This is a genomic window from Mesorhizobium sp. M7A.F.Ca.US.002.01.1.1 (assembly GCF_004022955.1).
Lineage (GTDB): Bacteria > Pseudomonadota > Alphaproteobacteria > Rhizobiales > Rhizobiaceae > Mesorhizobium > Mesorhizobium ciceri.
Genome location: NZ_RZQE01000703.1, coordinates 1 through 2,277 on the forward strand (window position 1 = coordinate 1; position 2,277 = coordinate 2,277).

Consider the following 2,277-nt stretch of genomic DNA (forward strand, 5'->3'; position numbering starts at 1 on the left):
CGTTTCGAGCCCTAAAGCTGACATTCGCGTCTGTAGCTCAGTAAGGGTTGGAATAAGTCGAACGGTGCCACGGGTGCGCGGGTGGTAAACCCGAAAACCAGGAGGGGGGCGGCTCTGCTCCCATTTCGACGGCGGCGGCAACATTTTGAGACCAGACCCTCGAGGCCAATGGCGCGCAAGGCGGCCTTTTCAAAGGTCAACAACGCCGAGTTAAACGTCGAGCAAAACCGTTCCTTGCGGGCGGCTGCAACATGCCAGGACATAGCCGGCCGATTTATCTTCAGCATTCAGCCCGCCTAGATCGTCCATGGCAACTTCGCCGGATAGTTTGGCTATTCGGCACGTTCCGCAAACGCCCTGCTGGCAGGCGGTTGGGATGTAGATGCCACAGTTCCGTGCCGCTTCAAGCAGGGTCTCTCCGGGCGCGCAGTGATGCTCCACGCCCGAGCGGGCGAAACGGACCGAAGACGAAATCGCTGAAGCCAATTCCGACCGCGAACCATTGCTGCCTCCGAAACTCTCCTCGTGATACTGCGCCGGCGGGAAGCCTATTGCGTGAAGGCAGGCCCGTGCCGTCTTCATGTACCCTTCGGGTCCACAGGCAAAAACGGTGCGCCTGTGGAGATTGGGAACGAGGGTCAGCAGCATCTGACTGTCTATTCGGCCAGTTGGCCCCCTCCAGGTGCGATCTTCCTGGCTGCAAACGCACGTTACCCGCACGTTGGGGAAGCGAGAGGCAAGTGCGTCCAATTCCCGTCGAAAGATTATATCACCTGGCGTTCTGGCACTATGAATGAAGGAGATATCCTGGTCGGTTGCGCGGTCGGTAAGCGCACGCAACATCGACATCACGGGCGTTATCCCGCTGCCGCCCGAAAGGAAGAGCGGCGTTTCATATGGCAGGTCATCGAGATTGAATGAGCCGAGCGGCCCTTCGATTTCGACCTCGTCGCCCGCCCCCAAATTGTCGTGGAGCCAATTCGAAACCAGGCCGCCCGGTGTTCGCTTCACCGTGATCTGCAGGTCGAGCGGTCGCGTCGGTGGTGAGGAAACAGAGTAGGAGCGCGTCACCGCGGCACCCTCGATCTTGAGGTGCACGAGCACATACTGGCCCGCGCTGAAGCAGAACATCCGATCCGTCGGGGATGTGAAAACGAAAGTTTTCACATCGGGCGTCTCCTCGATTACACGACGGCAGAGTACGAGCTGCGATGTGGTTTGTGCCCATTGCCGATGACGCATCATCGGGAGGAGGCCGGGGGTCCCAACGTGTGCGTTCATCATTCATCTCGGTTTGAAGTAGAGCCAAGATGCCATTTCCAGGCCCGCCATAACAGGAGCCTCCCTCGCGAGTTATGATCGATTATTTCGACTACATATCCAGTGACATCACGGCAACGTGAAGGGCGCGGATTCCCTTGCGGATGATCGGTTCGTGCTTGCGGCGCGCCAGGATGGCCGTGTGTACCGGCTGATGCAGGGTCGGAGCACCTTCGACGATGAACGATGGGCGTTCGAGGGCGAACCTGCGCGCATCGTCACTTCGCATATAGCAGGTCCCGCCCGCGCGCCGTAGCATCATCTCCGCCAAGGTTTCTGATCCCATGGAAAGGCGACAGATCGCCAACTCGCCAAGCAGTTCGGCATGGGCCTTCTCCAGCAGGACCGTATAGCCAGGACGAATATAGGTTTCAGGTTCGACCTCGGAGAGGGTTCTGGCTACCGTGGAAACCATCACATATTCCTCAACCATCAAATGTTCATAGGAGATTTCGGGTAGGTATCGCGGGGCGTAAAGCACTGCGATGTCGAGATTTCCCATGCTTAGGTCGCTGACCATCTGGTTCGAATAATCCGACTCGACATGGATCGACGATTTGGGAAGAGCCTGACACAGCGTCTCCACCCAACCCGGCAAAACCGAGCGGGTCATCCCGACCTGCGCGGCGACGCGCAAGGTGCCTTCGAAACGATTGAACGCCCGGACATCGTGGCGAGCCTGCGACCATGTGGACAGCAGGGATCTTGCGTAAGCTTCGAACCGGCGTCCTGCGGCGGTCGGTTCCGCCCCAGCGCGTCCGCGCTGGAACAGTTCGGACCCGATTGCGCTCTCGAGGTTCTTGATGCGGGTGCTGATCGTCGACTGGGTCAATCCTAGCCGATCCGCGGTGCGATTGAAGTTTCTCGATTCGATGATGTCCAGAAAGGTCTCGATGTGATCAAGTTGCATGAAATCTCCAATCGAAAAACTCGATCATATTCCACGTATCATAAGCT

General features: G+C 58.1%; 2 protein-coding genes. Both read right to left on the bottom strand.

Annotated elements, in window-relative coordinates:
* Positions 1 to 210 precede the first annotated feature (210 nt).
* On the bottom strand, positions 211 to 1,167 hold the full coding sequence (locus tag EN932_RS34330) for a hybrid-cluster NAD(P)-dependent oxidoreductase (protein WP_158515817.1): 957 nt from the start codon (positions 1,165 to 1,167) through the stop codon (positions 211 to 213).
* Positions 1,168 to 1,372: 205 nt separating this feature from the next.
* Positions 1,373 to 2,230, bottom strand: coding sequence for a LysR family transcriptional regulator (locus EN932_RS34335; protein ID WP_127414883.1), 858 nt, complete (start codon positions 2,228 to 2,230; stop codon positions 1,373 to 1,375).
* Positions 2,231 to 2,277 lie beyond the last annotated feature (47 nt).

What these genes read in the sequence shown, in the direction of transcription:
- EN932_RS34335 (WP_127414883.1), bottom strand. Translation starts at nt 2,230, where the DNA reads ATGCAACTTGATCACATCGAGACCTTTCTGGACATCATCGAATCGAGA.